Here is a 21,969-nt window from a genome sequence, read left to right on the forward strand (position 1 = left end):
GGTATATATGAAAAAAATAAAAAATGTACACATATTATTGTTATGCGTAATGTTAGGCGGCTGTGCTAAATCAACGATTGAGGCGCATAAATTGAGAGAGACTCAAAGTGGTATCATTTGGGGGAGTATGTCTTATGAAGGTGAATATGCAGACTATCAATTACATTTTAAAAATATTCATACGGGAGAAAGTGGATTTATAACATTAGGTTCAAATGTCAATGAACATGGCATTTTTGCGATGACTGTACCAAAAGGCGTCTATAGTGTTACTGGTTGGAGGGTCAATCAACAGTACATTTCAAGATATAGTGATGGCGAAACGAGAAAGCTGTTTAACAGTGATTCGAGTGCACCGACTTACCTTGGTAAGTTTCACTTTACTTCCGAAAGTGCACCGAATTCTCCGCAAGCAAACATTCAAGCGTCAATAAGTAATCGATATGAAGCAGACGTAAAGCTGTGGCGAATGTCTTACCCAGATATAAACATGCCACGGCATGTGGCAGAGCATTTACCAGAAAATATTATTTTATGTGCAGCGTGTGATGTTCAGGTGATACATACTCCAGCACAAATACGTTAGCTACAGTAGTCGATAGTTAGGGTCATATGTGTCGAGGCTTTGTAGTGATGGTTGAGTAGAGCACCAAAGCTGCTCATAGCCTCGAATCAATTGCCTCAAAGTATTGATATCCATGATCCGTAAGTAAGTTAAGTAAAGCCATTGCTTTTTCATCGATATTATTGCCACTGTGTACACTTTGCAGGTTTTTTACTTTACAAGCGTTTAAAGTGTTTTAAAGTCATCAGATAAATGTAGTGATAACGTGTTGTTATTACCCACTAATTCAACAATGCTATTAATGATAAAGCAGCTATTTTGTGACTCACTCTAGAGGGTCAATGATTTTGAAAAATCATAGATATTTCTGTAAAGATTTACTCCTTCGAAAGCATTGCTTCAGTATTGGTAGATGGGTGAGAGGACCTGCGTAATTTTATTATTGCATAGGTTTGTATATTTAGAGTGTTGTACAACTCAGCTGAAGGATAATTCACGGGTTAATTTGCTAATTATTTCCAGTATTGAGAATGGTTGTGAGCGAAGGTTTAAGACAAGCTTATAGGAAACAATTAAGTTCAGGCTACAGAGATACCATAAATTTTTGAATTTGTGCTGTGTCCCAACCCCTCTTTTGCGCTTGTTTGAGTGCTAGCTTGGCGATTTTAATTGACTCTTTGGTGTTGCTACTGCGTAATAACTTTGCTTGTAATAAGAGTAATTCAGGGTCGTTTTTATCTTGGCTGAGGCCTTTGTTTAACCAATCAAGTAGTGACTCTTCGTCATTAGGGTGGTCGTACAAATGTAAACTCAATGCTTTGGCCGCCCTTATGTCATTGTCGGCTGAGCGTTTAAACCATTTTGTTGCTTCATTCGGTGCAAATATCTTACTGTTTTGTTGGCTGTGTAATGTTGCTAGCTTGTATTGTGCAGGCGCGAAGGAAGCCGCACTTCGCTTTAGCCAGTTTAAAGCAACATTGAACTGTGTTTTATCTTCTGTACTGGTGAGTAATTCCATTGCGAGCTTGTATTGTGCAATAGGTAGGTTATTTTTTGCAGACGCCAGTAACATGGTTAGGTAAGCACTATCGTCTCGCCAGTGGTATTTCAGTAATCGACTTGCGTTATAATCATTGGAGCTCAACCAATTTGCAATATAGTACTGAACTTGAGCGTTACCTTGTTCAGCTGCATCGATATGTCGTCTAATTTCCTTATGATAATCCTGTTGTTGGAAAGCCAAGGTTCTTTTATATTCTTTCCCTTTATATGTTGTAAAGTGATAAATAAGAGAATGATTTTTTTTAGGGTTACCAGAGTCGTAGCGCCACACACTGACAGCGTTTATAAGTGCAGATGTGAAGATATTCTTTGGATAGTCATCAATGACAACTAGGTTTTTCACGACACCTGAGTTGTCGATGTCAAACTCTAACCAGACCCATCCCTCAAGGCCTTGCCTTGCTGCTTGTTCTGGGTACTCGGGCTGTTTGTCAAATACCCGAGAGAGACTTGTGGTTGAAGACAAAGGCAGTGTTAGGTCAGGCTGGTACTTATCGCTAATATATTGATAACCATAGCGGTTTTTTGTTTCTTGTAGCACTTGTGCCAACACTTGTTGATCTGGGTATTGCGATGCGATTAAGTGAGCTGTTTTCAGCGCTTCGGCAATGCCATATTCTCCGGCTAACGCGAACCATGCATGGGCAAGGGAGAGGTTTTTTTCGGTACCTTGGCCATGTAATGACATAACAGCCAAGTTATAAATCGCATCTCCATTGCCAAGCTGAGCAAGTTGATAAAATTCATTATAGGCCTTAGCGTAATTTTGCTCTTGGTAGTACTTAGTCGCCGTATAGAGATCGGCGTAGCTGCTAGGTGATAACAGCGCTAGAATAAATACGAGTAGTTTAATTGGCCTAAATTGATTCATGCTAACTAAATTGGCACCTTATGATAATTATCTAGCCTGAATGAGGCATTATGTTACGTGTTGACTATATTAATCTGTGTACCTAAATTACCGATTCTACAGCTTTTACAAACAATTACCATATCTCAAAGTTTAAGGTGTTTCAAAAGAAAAGCTGAAGGCCTACGCAAATAGTCTTCAGCTCAAATCTCCTGGGCAGGAGTGGCTTTCCTTTGCCGGTGTCGCGTTGATTACAACGAACTTTATGTAGACCTCAACATGCTTTAAGTACAAAACACTTGTTGGGCATGTTGAGGCGGGGCTTTATATTAAAAATTAAAACGAACTCCGGCGACAAAGCGTCTACCGTCGGCATACACACCTGTTAGCGCTTGTTCGACACCCTCTTCCTGATAACTAAATGTATGTTCATCAGTCAAATTGATGGCTTCCAGCACAACAGAGATGTTTTCATTAATGTTGTATGTCAGATTGGCATCGATCTGACCATATGCATCAATGTAACCTGGCCAATCATTACCTGAGTCGTAACCTGAGCGGTGGTTGTAAGAAATACGACCGCTGAGTGTCTCATTCTCGTAGTATGCGCTTAAATTGACAGTGTGCTCAGAGTTACCAGGGATAGTAACATCGTTGCCATCTTTGTCTTTGGCTTCACCATCAACATAAGTGTAGTTTGCTGAGACGCCGAAGCCTTCAAATAACTCTTGTTGATATCCAAACTCTAAACCTTGAATTTGACCAGCACGGCCATTAGAAGGGCGGCTGATCCGGATTGGTGTATTTTCGTGTATTTCAAGTGCTGGGGTACTGTCTAAGAAAGATTGGATATCTTTATAGAAGAATACGGCTGAAAATATGCCTGCTTCATTAAAGTACCACTCAATACCAGTGTCAAATTGTGTTGCACGGAACGGGTCTATATCTGGGTTACCGCCCGTACCTGTTTGGGTCTCAACATTATAAGACGTTGAAGCAGTCATACTTGCATAGTCTGGGCGTGACATAACTCGGGCAGCACTAAAGCGCATCAGTAGGTCATCGTTTAAATCAATTGCAAGGTTGATACTTGGTAAAATATCGAAATAGTCTTTATCTTGTGTAGTCCAGACTTCAGCACCCGTTGCACCAGCAAATGCGGAAGACTCCTGTTTGGTTTGCACGAGCCGCACACCTAAGTTACCACGCATGCCATCTGCATCTATGGTGGTTTTAACATAACCTGCTAATATTTTTTCTTGAATATCAAATGTGCTTGCTTTTAAAACAGTATAGTTCCAAGCCAGTGCATCACCGTCCTGTCGTACTTTATCTGAGTCGGTAATGGCGTATGCGCGAAGCGTACCAGACGATCCTAAACCAGACAGATAGTCACTTGGCATAGCGAGTGAGTAATCTGCTAGACTCCAATTGAGATCTGTGCGTGCAGTGGTGGTGTTTTTGGTATTGAAACGGCTGTGGTCTCTGTATTTAACCCCCATTTTGATTTCACTGAATACGGCGACATCAATGGGGCGTTTGAAATCAGCTTGGAAATAGCTTTCTTCATCTTTGGCGTCATTATTGTCGTAACGCAAAAAGCCGAGGTTCCACTTTGTGCCATCTTTAGGATCCGCACCATAAGACGTTCTAACATCTTCAATGTGAGATGTATCATAAGAGTGCACATAGTTGCCAACCCAGCCGACAGAGCGATCAGCTTGTGAGCCACCTGAGCCCTCGGTATAGCCTAGCTGATAACTAGATTGCCAAAGCTCTCCTTCATGCTCAACCTTCAAGTCGTATGCTTTTGTTTTAAGTTTGGAATTTCTAACCTTGGTTTCATTTAGAATGTTCGTACCGTTAGGTGATAAACCCATGGTGCCACCAACAACCATTTTACCAACTTTACTTTGGTCTATGATCGTGATGTCTGTGTATTGAGAGTCACCGCGCTCAGGTAACCAAAGAAAGTTTTGGTTTTCATTGTCAGCATCTAGTGTTGAATCTAATAGGTTAAATGAAATATCTGTTGCTTCACTAGGTCGATATTGTAATGCAAGTGTGATCCCCGTTCTGACACGCTCTTGAGAAAACATCGCTGATCCGCCGCCGCCTGGGCTGTAAACATCTTTATGAACGGTGCCATCCGCCATCGTGATATCTCTATCAGTCCAGCTCCATGCTTCAATACCGTCACGACGAAGGTTTCTTTCTTGTCTTATCACAGAGACCAGTGCGCCGAATGTTTCATCGTCGTTTTTATAGTTATACATAATAGAAGCTTGAGGGTCAGTTTTACCTGAAACTTCGCTATGTTGGGCCAACAGTGAACCTGCGATTTTATTGGCTTCTAAATCTAGTGGCTTTCTAGTTCTAACAATGATGGTGCCGCCGATTGAACCCTCATCAATATCTGCTTCTGGTGATTTATAAACTTCTAGACCAGATACAATTTCTGATGGAAGCATTGTGTAGTTAAAGCCTCGACTTGCCGCAGAGTTTGTCCACCAATCCGTAGAGCCGACCGCTTGACCGTTTAATAATGTACGGTTTTGACTTTCACTGGTGCCTCGGATACTGACTCTTTCACCTTCACCGAAACTGCGTGTTAACGATACACCAGTAATTCGTTGAAGTGATTCAGCCACATTTTGATCAGGGAATTTGCCAATGTCTTCGGCAGTGACGGCATCAACGATTGAGTCTGCATATCGTTTTGTATTTAAAGATTTCACCACACTGCCGCGAATACCACGAACCTGAATTACTTCGACTTCTTTTTGATTTGAAACAGCGCTGTCATTTTGTGCAAATGCGTATGGTGAAAAATATAAAGTTGAGGTCATTAATGCTGAACTCACAGCTAACGACAACTTATTCTTATTGTTAAACATGATACCAATCCCCTTGGATGAAAAATGAACGTAATCACTTAAATGTAATTTTGTGCACTAAGGATTTAACATCATGTCTAGTTGTTAAATCTTGAATATAGATTAAAAGTTGTGAATTTAGAAAAAACCTTTGCTTTAGTTTCTATATATTTGAAAAATAACAGTAAATATTGTGTTTTTTATATTTTAAGTTCTAATAAGTAAATTTACTCAAAAAACCATATTGCTAATTTTGTTTACATTCACAACTAGTGATACATAAATTTTGAATTTTTTTATATTTTGAAGTAACGGGTACTTTTCTATAGGGCTGATAAGAACATCAATGATCAGTGAATAGTCATATACTTGCTCGGTAAGTGATGTCTTGCAAGGCGTACATTTAGCCCTATCGTTTATTTTGTGGGGTGTTAGATGTTTGCAGTGTTAGCTGTGTTCTTGTTATTAATTGCCTGTCATCAACGGTGAGATTTCGTAGAGTTTATGTTTTGCAAGCAGGGCGGCTATTGTGAACATTGAAGTTTGGCTAAGGTTGACTGTGTGAGAAGCCCCCATTATTTAGGGGGCTTAAGAATAGATCACAAACTCTTTTTGGGTGGTAGCGTGACGTTTGCGAAAATGAGTCCTGCAACAAGTGACATAAATATTAAAAAGGTTTGTTGCCCAATGTGATCTGCCATAACAAAGCTTTGTCCTTCAATCAAAGAGTTTAAGCCGATATAGGTTTTGGAACCGGGTACAAGGACGATCAGCCCCTTCATGGTTACGATAGACGCTGGCGCATTTTCGACGCGATTAAATATGTTACTGAAAATACCAACGGCAAATGCCCCTGCAAACGTCCCAAGCGCATAGTCAAAGTAAATTGCGGCGCTGACAGAAACTGCATAGGCAATAAACCCTGACGTTATGCACCAAGGGACATGCTTCAGTTTGGTTTTGAAAATTACAACAAGGCTGATACAAAGTAAAAATACTGCCAGCCAAGCAGTCCATTTTGGCAGAGGATCTGGTTGTACAAAGTCGACTTGCCCAAATACATAAAAACCAATACTAATACCTAGAAACGCGCCAAAATACAGCTTGAACAACAGCATAAAGGCATCCATAACTCTGGCTGTGCCTGATACCAAATGGCGTGCTGAGAGTTCAGCGAACCCTAATGCCAATGCCAGTCCAGGTATAAACACGATGATCGCAGATAAAACGACTAGACGGATGTTGAGCTGAGGGTCTAAATAAGCTGACACGGCACACGCTGCAAATGCAGAGGCAATGGCTACCATAGGCTCAAGCATGTGAGTGACACGCTTGGAGTGCTCTGACCATAAGATGAATAAGTAAACCAAGATCGAGATGATGCCGGACCATATCACATCACTCCAGCTTGTACCCATGAGCATAGCGAACGCACCACCTGACACCGCAAAAGCTAAAGCCATTTGCCATCTTGTGTATGGGGAGTCAGCATTTTGAATTTGATCGAGGCTTTCGTCCGCTTCAGCGATAGTTAACTCACCGGCAAGCATTTTGTTTACGACATCATCGGTATTAGCAAGTGAACCTAGGTCGTGGTCTCCAGGCTCAACCCTTGCAACGTGAGTATATTCCTCTTCGTGCCCGTCTGTCCAAATAACAAACGTCACCGATGTTGGTGACATAACAAAAGAAGACTTTAAACCAAGGTGTGTGGCAACTTCCATCAAATGAGCTTCTAAACGAAAAGCAGGGGTGCCGTATTGATGAAGCATTTTGCCAAGCTTTACAATAAACTTGCGCTTTTGGGTAAATGTAGCTGAGTTCAACTGTGCAATACCTAATAGTTGAGAGGTTGAGGGCGAGCCCATACATTTAAGTGTTTTTCACTTAAATCCCAAATTACAGTAACTTATAGTACAGCTAAATTATGTTGTAATTTTGAAGTCTCAACCGGATGCGCTGAGATTAAAAAAACCTTCAAAAACTAGTATACACATAGTTTGCGGCGTAATTAGCGCTTAAGCACAATAAGAAACCAATTCAGTATTCATTTCTATAAAACTAATAATAAGTTACGCCGCGCATTCTAACCAGTTTTGTCTTATTTTCAACGCATTTTGTTTGCGTTTTTTTCTTCAATCCACTGAGACATATACTGGGTACTACGTAAAGTGTGGTGTTTGAGCATTTGCCCATAAAAGTTTTGTGTTCGATGAGCTGCTAAATTGCTTTGAATATTGGATATTTTGTTTAATAAACGGGTACTTAAAGTGTCTTTGTTGTACCTGTCGTGCAAAATGTTTAAGCCATTTTGTTGTGCTTGCTTGAATGCTGCTTGATCTTTGTAAAGTGCGACGGCTGCAGCAATAAACTCTTCATCGCTAGTCGTAATTATTCCATGCCAAGGAAGCGTACCATGCATACCTTCAGCCCCGATTTCAGTTGTAATGCAAGGAGTTTGAGTGAGCATCGCTTCTAAAAGTTTACCTTTGATACCAGCGCCAAACCTAATCGGCGATAAACATATTCGACTTGTTTTCATCACCTCTATGGCATCTTCAGCCCAACCCTTAACTAAAAAACCTGTTTTGGGGTTGTTTAGAGCCGTAGCCTTTTTAGGGGGATACGAACCATAGATATGTAACTGCGCTTCAGGGAGTTGCTTTTTGATTGCAGGCCAGAGCTTTTGCAAGTGCAATACAGAGTCCCAGTTGGGGGCATGACGAAAGTTACCAATGGTCATAAAATGTGCACGTTCATCAAATGTAGGCAGCGTAGAAGGCAGTGATTTTAAGTCAACTAAGAATGGCAAATGGAGCAGTATTTCAGAGCATATGTTGAAAGTTGATTGTAACAGCTCTAGTTCATAATCCGAGATAATAAGAGATAAGTCACATCGTAAAATAGCGGCAATTTCTCGTTTTGCTAATTCGCTATCTAATAACTGATCCGTATTAAAGTCAACGTTTGCTTTTAAGGCTGAATGCCTCGCTCCTCTGAGGCTCTGTAAATCTTCTGTATCTAGGATTTTCAAAGCATGTGGGGCAAACTTATCAACTCGCCAGCCAAATTGTTCTTCCATCATAAAGCGGTCAAACAGAACAATATCTGGATTTAGCGCTTCAACATAACTGTCAAAGCTGCTGCAATTAAGCGCAATTTGTTTGCTTGAAATGCCATAGTCAGGCAGGTGTACCATGTGTTCAGTCTGTTGCGCAGGGCTTGCAAATTCCACTTGCCAGCCTTGTGATTTAAATAGCTGCAACAAGGAGAGCATATGCATACCAGCAGCCGATGAATTTGGCTCAGGCCATACATAGCCAATAACTAAAACTTTATTCATTTATGATGAAGATTCTCGAATTTGTAAAGAAATATCTACCAGTGTTCTCACTGGAGGTTGGGATTGGTTGAGGATTTCACTCAGGGCTTGGCAAGTTCGTTTACCAATATCATTGGCATCAATACGAACTGATGATAGTGCAGGGCGCATTAAGCGAGAGTCTGCAAGATCATCAAAGCCAATGACTTTTACATCTTTTCCGGGCGTTAAATTATGTTCTCGCATGGCTTCCATAACCCCGTATGCTATGACATCACTAAAACACACCACAGCTTGAATATCAGGCTTAGTACGATAGATCTCATGAAATGCATCTCTGCCACCCTGACGGTTAGTGGGTGCCATAATTTCATATGATTTCACTGGAGTAGCGTGTGCAGATATGGCAGAGCGAAAACCGCTTAAACGTTCATGATAATCGGATATTTCCTCAGTGCCGCCTAAAAAAGCTAAAGAGGTCAGGCCTTTATTAAGCAGGTGCTCTGTCGCTAAATGTGTCCCTTTTTGGTTATCTGGCAAAATACAGGGCGCATCTGCAAATTGTATTTCACGCATGATATTGATGACAGGAAAACCTGATGATACAAGCTGGTTGACCCATTCTTTAGTTGTTCCTGGTGCTGGGACCATCACAAACGCAGACACATTGTACTCTTTCAAGGTGTTTACCACTTGTTGCTGACGTTTAAAGTCTTCACCGGTATTAACTAGCATTGGCACCATGCCTAGCGCGTAAATGTGCTTTTCAAGACCGACAGCAAGTTGAGCTGAATATGGGTTTGTTAAGTCGTTAATAACGACCGCGACTAAATTTGATTTTTTACTGCGAAGGGCTGCTGCATCTCGGTTGTAGACATAGCCGAGTTTCTCAATCGCCTTAAGGACTTTTTCTTTACTTTTATCGCTTACCTTATCCGAGTGAGTTAATACGAGTGAAACTGTAGATTTGGAAACTTGCGCTTCTTTGGCAACATCAAAAATTGTTATTTTTTCTGGTTTTTTGTCGTTGTTCATAAGTGCCTGATCGCATACGTTGTGCTGATGACGGTTGCATAGTTTAAACCTATCAACTTAGACTCTGCAACTTACAATTCAAAAGTCGCGTTACTGTATAAAACAATAGTTTAAAAAACAGCTTTTTGACTGCAAAATGTCTCTAAAATACTGCATTGGTCTGAAAATAAAGATATGATGTCCCGTTGTGGCTATTTGATTAGGACTACAGACGTGATAATTATCCGGGCATTAATGCTATTTGTAAGTGCATGTATATTAAGTAATGTTGTTTATGCAGATGCTTCTAGTTATAAGCAACCATCGCCTGAAATTGCAGAATTAATACAACAACATAGTGTTCCCGAAGCGCTTGTAAATGCAAAAGGGAGCTGGATGGCACTCCTTGAGCTTGCTGAACACGCTGGGTACAACACACCAGCAAACACGCTGCTGGGTGTGCAGTATAATCCTGTAACGAGTCTACACAGCGATGCGCCAAGATATTCAGGCCTGTCTTTTAAGCACATTGATACAGGTGCTTTAATTCGCGTTACAAATATACCTCAAGGTCAAATTGTATACCCCGCATGGAGTGCAAATGGTCGTTACCTCTCGTTTGTTCTTGAAACTAAAACAAGCGCCCATTTGTGGGTGTATGATATAAAGCAGAGAAAGCCAGTGGGCTTATCAAACTTTCCGCTTAACGGGTTTGTAGTGGCAAAACCTTATGAGTGGCTGGCAGATGGCTCGGGGTTGATTGCCAATGTGCGAGTAAATTCTCTGAAAACCCACTCTAGTCCAAAGCAACCAATCACAGAGTCGAACGGGCCTTTAGTGGTGAACTCAATGGCGCAACCAGCGCTTGAACAAGACAGCGTATTCAATGCAAAAAAGCATGCTCAGTTTATGGCATTAGCGCTCGGCCAATTATATAAAATCCCGCTCAAAGGAAAAGAAGTACCGATTGGTCAGCCGGCTTACTTCAGTGAGTTTAGCTCTTCCCCAGACGCAACGAATTTGCTTGTTGCTATGATGGATGTACAGAATTTATCCCAAATGACTGAGCAAGACTTTGAACAACAAAATTATAGTGTGTGGCAGATTTGGGGCATGAGAGGGGCTCCCTTGTATGAGGTATATCGGCCGCAACAGACGCTGTCAGAACAAGCTCTACTTGCGCAGACAATTTCGGACCCGACGGTGAAAAGTCGTTTCCAATGGCGTGCTGATAAAGGAGCGACTTTGGTATGGGCTCAATCTGACATAGCCTCTGAAAGTGACAGTTTATACAGTATTTCTGCACCATTTAGACGTGAGCCCAGACTGTATGCTGAGGTTGATGGTCGTGTGTTAGAGATAATTTGGGGCGACAATCAACTTGCCTTAATAGTGATTGACTTAGGGAATGGAAAAAAAGAATACCGTGCCTTTTCTCCACTGACGCCAGAACGCGTGCAAATTAGGTTGAATTTATTTGACGATATGGCGACGAATGAGCGCCGCGAATTGGTGATGACAAAGAATGACTTGGGTGTACCTGTCGTAAAAGTGGCAGGGGGTAGATACCTCTTTATTAAGGGCAATAAACATAACGAGGGTGTAGACGTACCATTTTTAGCTCGTTTCGATACGCGAGGTAATCTTCTTACCTTTATATGGCAATCTAGTGCACCTTATTTTGAGCAAGTGATTGCCCTATTGTCGAATGATGGAATGCAATTTGTTACCCGTAAAGAGTCTAAAGACAATCCAACAAATTATTTTTCAAGAAACTTGACCTTCGATGTGGTTGAGCAACTTACAAAATACCCGCATCCATATCCCAGCATGCAGGGGATCCGAAAAGAGGAAATGCAATTTGTCGTCGGCGGTGGGGAAAAAATAAAAGGAGACTTTTATCTACCCAACCGCTTTGACCCTAGTTTGGGCCGTATTCCCGTTGTAATTTGGCTAAATCATGACGCAGTGAAAACGAGTAGCCAGCGTGAAAAGTCCCCGTATTTATTCCCAGAGTTAAATGCGATGAATGGCGTGCCTTTTGTACATGAAGGGTACGCTGTGCTCAATGTTCAAAATATGCCTGTGCTAAGTGACCTTCACCAAGGTGAGCAACTTGATAAGTACCTGCGAGATGCTGCCAAGGTGATTGTAGATACATTGGTATCGCAGGGCATTGCTGATAAAGATAAAATTGCAATCGGTGGGCAAGGGCTTGCTGCTACCAATGTGCTCAAGTTGCTGACTCAAACAGAGTTGTTTGTGACGGGCATTGCACGTAGTGGGCTGTATAATTTAACACTTGCGCCATTTATATTTGATGGAGATGAGCATAGTATGTGGTTGGATAAATCAAAATATTTGCTCAATTCTCCGTTGTTTTCAGCGCATAATATTCGCAGCTCAGTGTTGTTAGTGCATGGCTATCAAGACCGCATGGAAGGTCGTTTTCCTATTCAGTCTGAACGTATGTTTAGTGCTCTGAATGACTTGGGGAAAACCGCAAGATTAGTTTTACTTCCTCATAGTGATCATCGTTTTAGCAATGAGCAAGATTTACTGCACATGCTTTATGAGCAACAACAATGGTTGAAGCTGCATTTTGACCCGTTACCAGAGATTGAGACAGACGAGTCGGTGCCAGAGCACTTGCGCTTTGAGCCAGTCTCTGAAGAGGCACAGCTTGAATATCCCTCTCCTTGGGGATAGATAGAAAGGCCCCATTTGTGGGCCTTTAAATTAGGCTTCTTTGGTGGTGATAGAGCTACCTACAGATGCAGTAATGACCAATAATATAGCTGCCCACTGCCAAAATGTGAGCAGTTCCCCCAGTATGAGTAGCCCAGCGAGCGCTGCGATAGCAGGTTCAAGGCTCATCATAATACTGAACCCTTGTGCGGGCATATTTTTCAGTGCAATCATCTCTAAAGTGTAAGGTAAAGCACTCGAAAGCAAGGCGATAGCAATGCCTAGCGGTATAAGAGACCAGTCTAGTAATGCGCTGCCCTGTGATATTACTCCGTATGGGACAATCGTGATGGCGGCTATACTCATTCCCAGAGCAACAGCCATACCTCCAGAGCCTTGACTGCCGGTTTTTTTTCCAAACACAATGTATCCAGCCCAACAAGCGCCTGCTGTTAAGGCGAGTATTACGCCAACTGGGTCTAATCCGTCTACTTCATTCATATCAGGAAGCAATAAGAAAATCCCGACAATGGCTAGCAATACCCAGAGGTAGTCCCGTTTTCTTTTCGACGCAAACAGTGCAACCGCGAGCGGGCCGGTAAACTCTAAGGCAACGCCAATCCCTAGGGGAATACGAGCAATGGCAAAATAAAAAGTTAAATTCATGACACCTAGAGATAAACCATAGAGAATAACTGGTCGCCAGTTTGTTGGTAATTTTCGCCATGGTTTAAAGACAAGGCACAGTATCAGGGCTGAAAAACCTAGGCGATAGGCGGTGGTGCCTTCAGGCCCAACATGGGGGAACAATTGTTTTGCAATTGATGCCCCTGATTGGATAGTTACCATGGCCAGTAGTAAACATGCAATTGCATATAAAAAGCGTTTGCCTAAAAGTTGCATAATTGAGCCTGTTATTACAAAAAGGGCGCTAGTCTAAAGCGTTACATTTAATCTCTCAATACTTTTGTATACATTATTCTATATTGAGCCTTAAATTGACTCTTTATATGTATTTTATGTGATAACTTTGTTTTTTATGTTGTTTTTATGTTTTTTTGAGCCAGGTATGTCTGCCATGCATGTTCATGTTTTGACATTTGCTTGTGCTTTTTTGAGTTTAAATGGGCTTGTTTGTCCTGCTCAGTTAAGAATGGGCCAACGCGGCACATAGGGCAATGTGAAGGCATAAGATAATGAGGTTTTAATAACGGTAAACTTGCTATAGATTTGGGAGACCAAAAGTAACTGATCCCGCGAGTGTCTTTGACGTGCTTATCTCTGTCGACGTTACGGATCTTATATTCAGGAAAGCGCCCGATATCGAATGGCATTTGACCCAAATACTCAAGATTAAGGCCTTGATGTAAAGTTTCTTCTAGGTTCCATTCGCAATATGGTTTTACGTCTTTCGAAGTAATTACGCTTAGCATTGGCCCCGTGGTGTCTAATGCGATGGATTGAGAGTAATTTAAAAAGTGACGTAGTAGACGCCTATTAAGCGTGTTAATACTCAAATTATTTTGTTTAAACTCATCATGGGAAGAAAACGCAGGTATTAGAGGAAACTGGAAAATGACCACATCAAATTTTTGCTCATTTAATTGACCCCATGAGGCTGGATCTGTGGCATCAAACTCAGTTATAACTTGGGTATTTAGCTCTCGCAGCTTATCAAGTGCATGATTTTGGTATTTTTCTCTTAGCACAGTCTCACTGTCATAAATACTCGCAACAATGAGTGTCGGGTTTAGATACTTTTTTATTGAGTAGGAGAAGCTTAAGTCGCCATCTCCCACTGTTAAAATACGCCACTTTGGATCTAACTGCATGAATAAATACTGACTGATTAAAAGTGCTGAATTATATCAAAATTTAGATACCAAAGTCGCTAGATGTCAGCGACTTTTACTGACAATCTGTTAGGTTTGGGTTATGCGTTTCTAAGTTCATCAAGCAGGTGCATCACATCAACACTGGCTTGTTCCATTTTATTGAGTTGTTGAACTGCGCCTTGTTTATCGCCTGTCTGAAACTTTCTAATCGCTTCGACGCCCGATTTATGAACGTCTTTATGGGGACTTTCTAGGCGTCTGTAGGCCGAGTTATCAGAGTATAGTTTCGCTCCATCCCCTGAAAACCATTTTCCTAGTCGGCAAGAAGTATGATCTGCAAAGTCCGATACTGTTTTTTTACTGCTGCCCATGATGACTGCATAAACTTCGCTTTTCCAAACCACATGATCAAGCTTAACCGTTTGAATAAAAGTTTGTTTAGTTGCGTTTGTAATGGTTGTTTTCATAGAACCGCAACTGGCAACGATATGTCCATACTCGTCATTTAGGTGCTCTATGCTATTTGATAGAGTTTTATTTGAGTCTTGAATGACCGAGACATCTTTCACTGTCAACTGTGTTGTATCAATGATTTTAGTCACTAATTCAGATACCTCATTGGCAGAAGCACTGGTGTTGTTAGCCAAGGCTCTCACTTCATCCGCAACCACACTGAACCCTCTACCTGCTTCGCCCGCTCGTGCGGCTTCAATCGCTGCATTGAGTGCAAGTAGGTTAGTTTGATCTGAAATCTTAGAGATAGTCGCGACAAATGTATGTATGTTGTCGGCCATATGTGACAGTCCAGATATATTATCAGTCATGCTAGACATATTGTCGGATAACTGACCCATCCCGGATAAAATGTTTGATAAAGATTGCTCTGAGGTTTCAAAAGATTGATTGACTTGAGAAATTGCAGCACTGTCTTGTTCGATATTCTGAAAGCTATGCAGTACGGTTTCTCTGATCCCTTCAATTTGGCTCATACCAGACAAAGCGCATTGAAGTAATTGATTGTCCGTATTGTCATTTAATTGTTGTTGCGCCTCAATAAGCTGTGACTGAAGTCTATTATTGTCAGCAGCTAAACGCTCATTTTCTTGTCGTTGCTGCGCTAATTCTGCTTTGACTTGTGAGAGTTCGGATTTCAGTTCTGAGCTTGAAAATAGATTGTTGAGCACTAGTCAATCCCCTTTGTAATATGAGTGCGCTGATAATTGATTGTGAGTACTTTTTATTATGTTAATGGTTTCAAATTGGCCAAAATCTAGAGCCGCTTTTGCGTTTGTATTAGTGACGACTCAGCACGATTAAAGCCTGCCATAAATAATTTTATAGAAGGTACTTTTTTCAATGATAATTCAAAGGGTTTTATATTGGAAAAGTTTTTAATGAAAAAGCTGGGTATTTTCAAGAGAGTTAGCTCACTCTAGGCTTTGAGCGTACAGACTTTAAGCTCTTATTACTGTACATAGACGCATCAGCCAAGTGCAAAAGCTTATCTGGTGCCACATCTGTATCTGTTGCCGTAAATCCAATGCTGATCCCAACGCCATATTCGAATACTTCTTCAAGCAACTTCTTTCGTAATTGTTCGTCATTCTCAGTATCAAAGGTGCCGAAAGCGACAAACTCATCACCACCAATTCTAAAGCAGTTTTCTTCTCCAAATAACTCGCTCAGTGATTGGGCGACTTTTTTCAAAATTAAATCTCCACAACTATGTCCAAATTTATCATTGGCACATTTGAAGTCATCTAAGTCAAAATAAAAGAGGGTTGTATATTTTTTGCATAGTGAAGGGAATTGGGTGAAGCATGCTCTGCGGTTACCTATTTGGGTTAACTCGTCATGGGTTGCATCAAACTTTAATTTTTCTTCTAGCCGTTTGCGTTGTTGGATTTCATTGTTAAGCAAAGATATTGATTCTCTTTGTCTGACAATCATGGTGTAAAGGGAGTAACAGATCAGTAAAAAGCCAAACTGTTTTAAAGACGTATCTAATGCAATGACAGGGAAAATATCAACAGCAATAAAGTCGTCAAGTAAGTCAAGAAGTAACCCAACGCAATATATTGACCATGCACATATCAAAATGTTGTTTTTGAGGTGTGGAGCAGAATAAACAATCATCACCGACGCGATAGCGAACCAAAAAAGTTCTTCAATAGAGTCTAACAAATCTCCAGGCTGTTCCCTCATCCACAGGTAGAATGAGACCACGAATATCCCAATGAACCCGTAAAGCAGCTTTTGAATCATATTTCCACTCCTAACGCTCCCCTTTAACTTATAGCAGTTTTATTATCGCTCTGCTTGATTGAAAACTAATTTACCGCATTGATTCAGATATTTGAAATAGTTAGTTGTAAATTATTCAATAAAAAACGTTCGAAGTTATAAATTATGCTAGCTAAAATAAAGGTATAAGCTTGCCGACACCTTAAACACTATTCGAATATGGTAATTGATCTTCTGCGAAACGGACAGTGCTTTTACATTGCAGCAAAGGAATACTTGTTGTGCCGGCTTATTAATCGTTTAAAGTGATTATTCTATCTAGTTAATTCAATAGCTTGAGAGATCATAAACAGGTGAGAAACAAACACAACGGAGGTCAGAACAAAGCGCATTTGTCTGTAATCTTTATGTGTTTCTTGCCATTTGGGCATACTCTTTTCAAACCACAATACTAACCAGTAGCTTGCAGCAAGGTAGGTTAACTGCCCGGTTAAAGACACCAAAGCTAAAAGAGGAAAAGGAATAACAACCAGCACAGCTAATATCGCGTGCACTTTAGCTTGCTCGCCCGCTCGCCACAGTGTCCCCGCCATAAATGCCAAAATACCCATGCTATAAAAAGTGAATGTTTTTACCAGTGTTTCCGAGCTGCCTAACATCAATGTTGATGCGATACAAAGTAAAAAAGGCACAAAGCCAAAGTAGCCTAACTGGATGTGATTGAAGTACGGGTGCATAAAGTCTCTTAGTTCGTAATAGTTTATAAATAAAATTAACGGAGCGGACAAACCGCTTCATCTTATTGTTACGAGTTGATTATACCTAAGGTTTACAATGTCATTGAGTTTATTTAATCGGATTAATCGATAGCAATAATAGTTTTAATCAATTTTATTTGAAGCCTCTAAGCCATTATCTTTGTAGTCAAGCAAGGCGAGGACAGTCGCCAACACTAAATACACACTGATAAAGAGGATAGCCATGAGCACTTCATTGATTAACACAAAACTTTTACCTTTCAACGCAACTGCTTACCACAAGGGTGACTTTGTAGAAGTATCAGAACAAGATTTATTAGGTAAATGGAGTATCGTTTTCTTCTACCCAGCTGATTTTACTTTTGTCTGCCCGACAGAGCTAGGTGACTTAGCTGACCACTATGCGCAGCTTCAAGAAATGGGCGTTGAAGTTTACTCAGTATCTACTGACACACACTTTACTCACAAAGCATGGCACGATGCTTCAGACACAATCAAAAAGATTCAATTCCCAATGATTGGTGACCCAACAGGCAAAATTACACGCAACTTTGGTGTGATGATTGAAGAAGAAGGCCTAGCACTGCGTGGAACCTTTGTTATTAACCCAGAAGGTGAAATCAAAGTTGTTGAAACTCACGATTTAGGTATTGGCCGAAGTGCAAACGAGCTACTACGTAAAGTACAAGCTGCACAATATATCGCAACGCATGACGGTGAAGTATGCCCAGCATCATGGCAGCCAGGTGAAGAGACACTAGCACCATCTTTAGACCTAGTAGGCAAAATCTAATCGTGCCTAGTCAATACCTACCAGCGATTGCTGGTAGGTATTACTTGAATTTGTATATCTTTTATCAAGCAAGCAAGAGCTTTGCGTTTCAATGAGGAATTATAAAAATGTTAGATGCGCAAATTAAACAGCAGCTCACTGAGCACTTTAAAAATATTAAATCACCGGTAGAGTTAAGAGTCGCGCTCGATAGCAGCAGTAAGTCCAATGAATTGAACTCGCTCGCTCAAGATCTTGCTTTGTTGAGCCCTCATATATCGGTTGCAGAAAATTACGATATCAATGCCAGAAGACCATCATTGCAAGTCAGATCGCAACAGACTAATACTGAGATAAACTTTGCCGGTGTGCCGATGGGGCACGAGTTTACGAGCTTGATCTTAGCGCTTTTACATAGTGGTGGGCATGATACGAAATTGGCCGGTGATGAACTCGCAGTCATTAAAGAAATTGATAAGCCATTAAACTTTGAAGTATATGTATCTTTAAGCTGTCAAACTTGCCCTCAAGTTGTACAGGCGCTAAACGTTTTGGCCGCAAGTAATGCCAATATTATCGCAACAATGATAGATGGCGCGTTATTTCAACAAGAAGTAGAAGAGCGCAACATCATGGCTGTGCCGAGCGTCTACCTAAACGGCGAGCTATTTAGCCAAGGCGCAATTGGCTTGGCAGATATTTTGAAAAAGCTAGATAGCAACTCAGCACAAAAGACGAAGGAAAAACTCAACAAAAAAGCACCGTTTGACGTGTTAGTTGTCGGTGGCGGCCCCGCGGGTGCGTCCGCTGCAGTGTATGCAGCGAGAAAGGGGTTAAATACCGGTGTTGTTGCGGAGCGTTTTGGTGGTCAAGTCGCGGATACTATGAGCATAGAGAATTTTATCTCAGTGAAAGAGACTGAGGGTCCGAAACTCGTGGCCCAATTGGAGCAGCACGTCAAGCAATACGACGTCGATGTGATGGACAGTAATCGAGTCACAAACATCGAACGCAACGAATATTTGGATATTGAATTAGAAAATGGCGCAAAACTGCAAGCAAAGTCAGTTGTGATTTCAACTGGCGCTAGATGGCGCAATGTAAATGTGCCCGGTGAGCAAGAATATAAAGGTCGTGGTGTGGCGTATTGCCCACACTGTGATGGGCCTTTATTTAAAGGTAAACCAGTCGCTGTTATCGGTGGTGGCAATTCAGGTATTGAAGCGGCTATCGATTTAGCGAACATTGTTGAGCATGTCACTGTATTGGAGTTTGCAAGCGAATTAAAAGCGGATCAAGTTTTAATTGATAAAGCGAAAAGCTTACCAAATATTGTAATTCACACAGATGCGCAAACAACGGAAATAATCGGCGATAAAAATAAAGTTAATGCCCTAAAATACCTTGACCGTATAACGGGTGAAGAACAGTTAATTAGTGTGTCAGGTATTTTTGTTCAGATTGGTTTGGTCCCTAATTCAGAGTGGCTAAGTAATAGTGATATAAATTTAAATAAATTTGGTGAAATAGAAATAGACAACAAAGGGTCTACTAATATGCAAGGTGTTTTTGCCGCGGGTGACGTGACCACAACTCCTTTTAAGCAAATTGTGATTGCGATGGGGAGTGGAGCAACTGCCAGTTTAGGGGCGTTTGAGTATTTGATCCGTGAAGAGGGGGCATCCGCCGCTGCCTAGTTTCCCTTATAAGCCGAGGAGCTCGGCTGACTTTATTCATTGCAATATACCCATGCAATGTTTTCTCCAGCCACGCAATTGCGTGGCTTTTTTTACGACTTCCATTACTAAGTTACAGCGAATATTTAATTTGTAATTGATTTATATTAATCATATATCTCTATTTTTACATTTATGGTAGTTAATTCTGATTGACGAAAAAATAGTGCTATGAAATGATCTGCGGTCGGATACGCAGGAATATTATTGAAATATGGATATAGTCAGGAAAAATTATCTATTCTTAGAAGAACACCTCCCCCCTTATCTTCTCAAACAAATTCATGACTTGAGTGAAAAAGAAGTGAATGCTTTTCAGCAGAATTTTTATGGCTCAGAAGTGAGAAAAAGCTGCGAAGCGCAAGCCTCCTTGTTTTTAAAACACCCCTCTCATTTACGCATGAATTTTACGACAATAGAGGGAAGGGACTATGCCCATCAAATTTGTATCAACAATCTAAACGTCGCAGCAAAAAAGCTGGGCTGCCAGCCAGCATCAAAACCGCAAAGAGGCACACTTGTTGTACTTGGAGTTGGCTCTGGTCTACACATTAGCAAGTTGCTCAATGCGATACGATATACTGATGTTGTGATTATTGAGCCAAACGCTGTGCAATTTGCGATGGCAAGTAAGCATGTTGACTTAGCACAAATAAAGCACGAGTGTGAAAAAAGGCAGGGTTCATTCACCATCTTGAGCATTGATAGCTTCGAAGCATTTAATCAGGCTTTTAGGCAATTGATGGTTAAGTTGGGGAGTCATCTTATTGTTGATATCAGTGTGTATCGGCATTACAGCACGCCAACATTTGATCAGATTTTTGAACAATTTAAGCAATGGCGAAATAACTTCGCGAGTATGTGGGGTTTTTTAGAAGATGAGTTAGTTGGGCTCAAACATGGCTTGATCAATAATCAAAAAGAAGGTGTTAAAAGTTACACCAATATCTTAAAAGCACATCAAAAAGCGTCAGCAGTTATTGTGGGTACTGGGCCTTCTTTGGACCAGAATATTGCACATTTACAGACTATCAAAGACCAAGTGATTGTTGTGTCATGTGGTACTTCACTGAGCACCTTACTGAAAGTCGGCATCATTCCTGATTTTCACATTGAAATGGAGCGAGTATTAGAAACTTACTACTTAAAAGAGTCTGAACTCAGTGACCCTAGATTAGAAAATACGGTATTGGTGACATTAAGTACGGTATACCCGAAACTCCTTGAGCGCTTTAAGCATAAAATTGTGTTTGCAAAAGGGAATGATGTGGGAACTGAGATTTATGCTAATACTGAGCACCCTGTACAACCTTTGTACCACTGTAACCCAACAGTGACTAACATGGCTGCGACTGCGCTTCAGCGTATGGGTATAAGAAATTTGGTTTTGCTAGGGTGTGATTATGGCTACGCAGATCCGAATGAGCACCACAGTAAGTTATCGGGTTATTTCGATAAGAGCAGTGATCTATCATTGGCGCGCTTTAATGCTGAGCTAAAAGTAGCTGGCAATTTTCGTGAATATGTTTTCACGTCTCGTGTCTTTAATGAAGCACGCATTGCACAAGAGCGCCTACTTAAAATCAATCCAGAATTGAATGTGCTCAATGCAAGTGATGGGGCTTTTATTCAAGGTACTACAGCAGTACAATTCGAAGACCTGTTATTTCAACCTGTTGCAAAAGATGAAATTTTGCATAAGGTTATCGCTTATAATAAAGCGTATAAATTTGTACATACGGCAAATTGGAAAGCCATAAATAATTGTATGGAACAAGTACAAAATCTTCATCAAAAGCTCACTGCGTCTACTTCCATAGAATCTATATTGGAAGTGATTAATCAGTTTATTTTTCAATTACATAGTAATCAAAACGATAAAGTTAGCAAGCTACTACTTAGCGGATCTTTGAAGTATACAGTTGCGACAATTTCTAGTCATATTAATCACTTATCGAAAGATAAATGGCCTGAGTATGAACGGATTGTACGCAATGAGCTCGACTCTATGTGTGACGTAGTCATTGCTAAGTTATCACTCCAAAGCAACGTAAATTAAGGGAAACTAATGAAGTTCAATTTAAAAGCAGTTCTACCTATTGCTTTAATCGCAGTCCACTCGGGAAAGACTGTGGCGCAAACGGTTGAGCACTTTAGCTCGGATGAAAGGCCTGCTCAAGTAGGCACAGGATTTCAAAATCAAGAATTGAATGGTCAGTTTTACGCCGGTGATTCATACGGCGCAGG

15 protein-coding genes are annotated in these 21,969 nt (G+C 40.9%); 5 read left to right on the forward strand and 10 right to left on the reverse strand.

The features are described from left to right. The first annotated feature begins 7 nt into the window (after nucleotides 1-7). Complete coding sequence (locus tag N473_RS10205; RefSeq protein ID WP_063367824.1) at nucleotides 8-586, forward strand: hypothetical protein; 579 nt, start codon at nucleotides 8-10, stop codon at nucleotides 584-586. Nucleotides 587-1,148: 562 nt separating this feature from the next. Here the strand turns inward: N473_RS10205 and N473_RS10210 are convergent. The 5 genes from N473_RS10210 to N473_RS10230 all read right to left on the reverse strand — a co-directional run bounded on the left by N473_RS10210 (nucleotide 1,149) and on the right by N473_RS10230 (nucleotide 9,710). Further along, on the reverse strand, nucleotides 1,149-2,498 hold the full coding sequence (locus N473_RS10210; RefSeq protein WP_063367825.1) for a TonB family protein: 1,350 nt from the start codon (nucleotides 2,496-2,498) through the stop codon (nucleotides 1,149-1,151). 308 nt (nucleotides 2,499-2,806) lie between these two features. Further along, complete coding sequence (locus tag N473_RS10215; RefSeq protein ID WP_063367826.1) at nucleotides 2,807-5,374, reverse strand: TonB-dependent receptor; 2,568 nt, start codon at nucleotides 5,372-5,374, stop codon at nucleotides 2,807-2,809. A 578-nt stretch (nucleotides 5,375-5,952) separates the two neighbouring features. Then, nucleotides 5,953-7,179 carry a threonine/serine ThrE exporter family protein gene (locus N473_RS10220; RefSeq protein ID WP_081221074.1) on the reverse strand — a complete coding sequence of 409 codons (1,227 nt, stop codon included), beginning with the start codon at nucleotides 7,177-7,179 and terminating at the stop codon, nucleotides 5,953-5,955. A gap of 281 nt (nucleotides 7,180-7,460) precedes the next feature. Next, entirely contained in the window at nucleotides 7,461-8,696 is a 1,236-nt protein-coding gene (locus N473_RS10225) for a glycosyltransferase (protein ID WP_063367827.1), read from the reverse strand. Continuing rightward, nucleotides 8,697-9,710: a LacI family DNA-binding transcriptional regulator gene (locus N473_RS10230; RefSeq protein WP_063367828.1), complete on the reverse strand. Its 1,014-nt coding sequence runs from the start codon at nucleotides 9,708-9,710 to the stop codon at nucleotides 8,697-8,699. 213 nt (nucleotides 9,711-9,923) lie between these two features. On the opposite strand from N473_RS10230, the gene N473_RS10235 reads away from it, so the two are divergent. Beyond that, nucleotides 9,924-12,398: a S9 family peptidase gene (locus N473_RS10235; RefSeq protein WP_196766394.1), complete on the forward strand. Its 2,475-nt coding sequence runs from the start codon at nucleotides 9,924-9,926 to the stop codon at nucleotides 12,396-12,398. Between the two features lie 30 nt (nucleotides 12,399-12,428). Here the strand turns inward: N473_RS10235 and N473_RS10240 are convergent, their stop codons facing one another. From N473_RS10240 to N473_RS10260, 5 genes are all read right to left on the reverse strand, one after another. Beyond that, nucleotides 12,429-13,280, reverse strand: coding sequence for an EamA family transporter (locus N473_RS10240; RefSeq protein WP_063367830.1), 852 nt, complete (start codon nucleotides 13,278-13,280; stop codon nucleotides 12,429-12,431). Between the two features lie 134 nt (nucleotides 13,281-13,414). Then, nucleotides 13,415-14,209, reverse strand: a complete 795-nt coding sequence (locus N473_RS10245; protein ID WP_063367831.1) for a Rossmann-like fold-containing protein — start codon at nucleotides 14,207-14,209, stop codon at nucleotides 13,415-13,417. A gap of 101 nt (nucleotides 14,210-14,310) precedes the next feature. Then, entirely contained in the window at nucleotides 14,311-15,396 is a 1,086-nt protein-coding gene (locus tag N473_RS10250; protein WP_063367832.1) for a methyl-accepting chemotaxis protein, read from the reverse strand. Between the two features lie 238 nt (nucleotides 15,397-15,634). Further along, complete coding sequence (locus tag N473_RS10255; RefSeq protein ID WP_081221072.1) at nucleotides 15,635-16,477, reverse strand: GGDEF domain-containing protein; 843 nt, start codon at nucleotides 16,475-16,477, stop codon at nucleotides 15,635-15,637. Nucleotides 16,478-16,770: 293 nt separating this feature from the next. Further along, nucleotides 16,771-17,193, reverse strand: a complete 423-nt coding sequence (locus tag N473_RS10260; RefSeq protein ID WP_063367833.1) for a DUF3429 domain-containing protein — start codon at nucleotides 17,191-17,193, stop codon at nucleotides 16,771-16,773. Nucleotides 17,194-17,437: 244 nt separating this feature from the next. On the opposite strand from N473_RS10260, the gene ahpC reads away from it, so the two are divergent. From ahpC to N473_RS10275, 3 genes are all read left to right on the forward strand, one after another. Next, a complete protein-coding gene (ahpC, locus tag N473_RS10265; protein WP_063367834.1) occupies nucleotides 17,438-18,007 on the forward strand; it encodes an alkyl hydroperoxide reductase subunit C in 570 nt (189 codons plus the stop codon). Nucleotides 18,008-18,114: 107 nt separating this feature from the next. Then, nucleotides 18,115-19,683: an alkyl hydroperoxide reductase subunit F gene (gene ahpF, locus N473_RS10270; RefSeq protein ID WP_063367835.1), complete on the forward strand. Its 1,569-nt coding sequence runs from the start codon at nucleotides 18,115-18,117 to the stop codon at nucleotides 19,681-19,683. A gap of 253 nt (nucleotides 19,684-19,936) precedes the next feature. Continuing rightward, nucleotides 19,937-21,781, forward strand: a complete 1,845-nt coding sequence (locus N473_RS10275) for a motility associated factor glycosyltransferase family protein (protein WP_063367836.1) — start codon at nucleotides 19,937-19,939, stop codon at nucleotides 21,779-21,781. Nucleotides 21,782-21,969: the final 188 nt, after the last annotated feature.

The sequence above is a fragment of the Pseudoalteromonas luteoviolacea CPMOR-1 genome, assembly GCF_001625685.1.
Taxonomy (GTDB): Bacteria; Pseudomonadota; Gammaproteobacteria; order Enterobacterales; family Alteromonadaceae; genus Pseudoalteromonas; species Pseudoalteromonas luteoviolacea_K.

What these genes read in the sequence shown, in the direction of transcription:
- N473_RS10205 (WP_063367824.1), top strand. Translation starts at nt 8, where the DNA reads ATGAAAAAAATAAAAAATGTACACATATTATTGTTATGCGTAATGTTA.
- ahpF (WP_063367835.1), top strand. Translation starts at nt 18,115, where the DNA reads ATGTTAGATGCGCAAATTAAACAGCAGCTCACTGAGCACTTTAAAAAT.
- N473_RS10275 (WP_063367836.1), top strand. Translation starts at nt 19,937, where the DNA reads ATGGATATAGTCAGGAAAAATTATCTATTCTTAGAAGAACACCTCCCC.
- N473_RS10245 (WP_063367831.1), bottom strand. Translation starts at nt 14,209, where the DNA reads ATGCAGTTAGATCCAAAGTGGCGTATTTTAACAGTGGGAGATGGCGAC.
- ahpC (WP_063367834.1), top strand. Translation starts at nt 17,438, where the DNA reads ATGAGCACTTCATTGATTAACACAAAACTTTTACCTTTCAACGCAACT.
- N473_RS10210 (WP_063367825.1), bottom strand. Translation starts at nt 2,498, where the DNA reads ATGAATCAATTTAGGCCAATTAAACTACTCGTATTTATTCTAGCGCTG.
- N473_RS10255 (WP_081221072.1), bottom strand. Translation starts at nt 16,477, where the DNA reads ATGATTCAAAAGCTGCTTTACGGGTTCATTGGGATATTCGTGGTCTCA.
- N473_RS10230 (WP_063367828.1), bottom strand. Translation starts at nt 9,710, where the DNA reads ATGAACAACGACAAAAAACCAGAAAAAATAACAATTTTTGATGTTGCC.
- N473_RS10240 (WP_063367830.1), bottom strand. Translation starts at nt 13,280, where the DNA reads ATGCAACTTTTAGGCAAACGCTTTTTATATGCAATTGCATGTTTACTA.
- N473_RS10215 (WP_063367826.1), bottom strand. Translation starts at nt 5,374, where the DNA reads ATGTTTAACAATAAGAATAAGTTGTCGTTAGCTGTGAGTTCAGCATTA.
- N473_RS10260 (WP_063367833.1), bottom strand. Translation starts at nt 17,193, where the DNA reads ATGCACCCGTACTTCAATCACATCCAGTTAGGCTACTTTGGCTTTGTG.
- N473_RS10225 (WP_063367827.1), bottom strand. Translation starts at nt 8,696, where the DNA reads ATGAATAAAGTTTTAGTTATTGGCTATGTATGGCCTGAGCCAAATTCA.